A 2859-nucleotide genomic window follows, 5' to 3' on the forward strand; every position below is an offset into this window, starting at 1 on the left:
TTTGCGCCTGTTCGAATGGCTCCTTTTGGAGCTTGACGTAATCAGAAATTCGTTCGTGTGGTCACCTTCCCGAACGGTGATTGAGTGCCGCTCGGCGATGGCTTGAATTCTTCAGCAACCCCTATTTCGCTCCCAGTACGTAACAAGCAAACCTCTTTGCTCGACATCTGATCGAACGGCATGCGTGTAATGAATACCTAAAACCCGCCTCTGCATGCAATAGCGATCAATTTCAATAACTACATCTAAAACCTTAGATTTCCGAACCAACCTTTCAGAAAATTCTTCCTCCCTGCAAAGTGGTGCAATGGATCTTAGACGCGTCTTTAGCGCTTCGGGTAACAAGTCTGGTCGCTGTAGGTCAATTGCTTCCATTTCAAACACTAACGTTGCCATTGCGGCGCGAGCTTTAGCGAGTCGCCTCCGATGGCTTGTTCGACTTTCATCTCCATTTGATGGGCATCTCGAAAAAGTCCGAAGTACTATAACCTATAGTAAAAAGGGATATAGCTTACCCAATAAGGCCAAGGGACTGCCAGTAGAACCGCTCCGCAGTGTTTTCGATGCGGCCGTTCCGGCTTGTTTCCCCGTCACTTTGTTCATGATCAAACCTTTAACGCATTAAAGCCCACAACAACACATATCTTCCACCAGGATCATACTTAATTCTTACTCACAAAACAAAAAAAACAGCGCTTGCCTCACACAAGCGCCCTAATCTGAACAACCCTCAACCCCGGTCTCCACACGGTGATAAAACCTGACCAAACCCGCACCAGGCAAGGGATTCACATTTCGGCCAAAACGGCCATTACCGATACAAGGATGAGCCGAACCACCCTCTACTATTCGGCGTCAACGCCCAAGAACCCTATCAATCCTCCCCTGCAGCCCCTCGGACACATTCACATACTCCACCCGCTCATACCCCGAACCCTGGATCTTCTTGAGATTCTCCTCAAGCCAATGCACCAGTTCTTCCGTAGCAGACCCATCCAGCGACATATCGCGGCTTATGAGGGATAGGTTGCCGATACTGAAATCCACCGTGCCCCAGTCCCGCGGCCTCGGCAGCTCATCGATTGAGACATACAACGTTTTAGCATCACGCCTGGAGTGAACCTTACTGATGAGCGTTTCCACTAATCCCATTTCATCCTCCGGATAACATTATCAAGACCGGGCATCAAGAGCACTCCCCTACTCACCCGGCAACCTCCATCAGTACCCCGCGCACGGCCCCTTCGTCCCCGTCAGCCACGAACCCCTGCAGGCGCATAACCAGGGCATCGATCCCGTCCCGGTGCAGACAGGGCTCGACCGCCTTCATGATCTTGGGATGAATGGTCACCGCCGCATTCTCGTCGGCAATAAGCAACTCCTCATACAGCTTCTCACCCGGCCGCAACCCGGTGACCTCGATATCGATATCCCCCTCCGGATTGAGCGCGTCGCGCACCTCGTGACCGGCCAGTCGGATCATGTTCCGGGCAAGATCCATGATCTTCACCGGTTCGCCCATGTCGAGCAGGAAGATCTCCCCGCCATCGGCCATGCTCCCCGCCTGGATCACCAGCTCCACAGCCTCATGGATCGACATGAAGAACCGCGTCACCTCCCTGTGCGTCACCGTCACCGGCCCGCCCTGCGCAATCTGCTCCTTGAAGAGAGGAATCACCGACCCCGAAGAGCCGAGCACGTTGCCGAACCGCACCGCCAGGAACCGCTGCCCGCTCCCCCGCAGACGGGCCATCCGGGCATACTCCTGCACCACCAGCTCGGCCCATCGCTTCGTCGCCCCCATCACGTTGGTCGGACGTACCGCCTTGTCGGTAGAGATCAGGACGAACGTCTCCACCCCCGCTTCGTATGCTGCACCGGCAATGCTCCGCGTCCCGAAAACGTTGTTGCGCACCCCCTCGGCAACATTGCACTCCACAAGGGGAACATGCTTGTGGGCAGCCGCATGGTATATCGTCTGCACCCCGTGGGTTTCGAGCACCCTCCGGACGAGGGCTCCGTCCGCGACGGAACCGAGACACGGCACCACCTCGCACCCCGCCATCCGCTGGACGTCCCGCTCCACCCGGTACAACGCATACTCGTTCGCCTCCAGGAGCACCAGCCTCTGTGGTTTAAGGCCCGCCACCTGCCGGCAGAGTTCGGAGCCGATCGAACCTCCGGCACCCGACACCAGCACAACCTTGCCGGTGATGTTCCGCCCCAGCAATCCGGGGTCGGCCGCAACGGCATCACGGCCCAACAAATCCCCAATATCGACCTCGCGCACCATGTTGACCAGGTGCCTGCCGTTGGCGATCTCGGCCACCGCAGGCAGGATGCGCACCTTCACCCGAAACTGCTCGAGGAACTTCACCACCTCGCGGCGCTTAAGGTTGGAGGCTGAGGGGAGCGTAACGATGATATCGGCGATACCGTACTTCTCGATGACCTCCCCGACCACAGAGGAGCTGTACACGCGCAACCCGTCAAGATCCTTCCCGAGAAGTTCAGGATCGTCGTCAACGAACCCCGCAGGAAACAGCTGCCGGTCGTTACGCAGCGCCACGGCAAGCTGCCGTCCTGCCTCGCCGGCGCCGTAGATCAGCACCGGCCCCCCGGAATATACACGACGCATGGGAAGCCACAGCACCCAGCGTGCACCGAACCGTGAACCGGCAACCAGCAACACCGCCAACAGCGCATACAATAAAGGCACCGAACGAGGAACACCTTTAGTGGACCCCGTCCTATAGACAAAAAGGGCCTGAGTTTAAGTTGGAAACCTGCTGGTTATGCAGCGGAAAGGCGCTGCCCCTCTCTTTCATTTAACTCTTCCTGTGGCTCGTTCTTGAGCCG

The 2859-nt window shown here is 57.0% G+C and carries 2 protein-coding genes; both read right to left on the bottom strand.

The genetic code is table 11. The annotated features are described in order from the left end of the window. Nucleotides 1–855: 855 nt before the first annotated feature. Nucleotides 856–1152 (bottom strand): hypothetical protein, encoded by a 297-nt coding sequence (locus tag E0L29_RS11370; protein ID WP_131359198.1) that lies wholly within the window; start codon nt 1150–1152, stop codon nt 856–858. A 52-nt stretch (nt 1153–1204) separates the two neighbouring features. After that, a complete protein-coding gene (locus E0L29_RS11375) occupies nt 1205–2638 on the bottom strand; it encodes a nucleoside-diphosphate sugar epimerase/dehydratase (protein WP_207387794.1) in 1434 nt (477 codons plus the stop codon). Nucleotides 2639–2859 lie beyond the last annotated feature (221 nt).

The sequence above is a fragment of the Chlorobium sp. N1 genome, from assembly GCF_004332115.1.
Classification (GTDB): domain Bacteria; phylum Bacteroidota; class Chlorobiia; order Chlorobiales; family Chlorobiaceae; genus Chlorobium.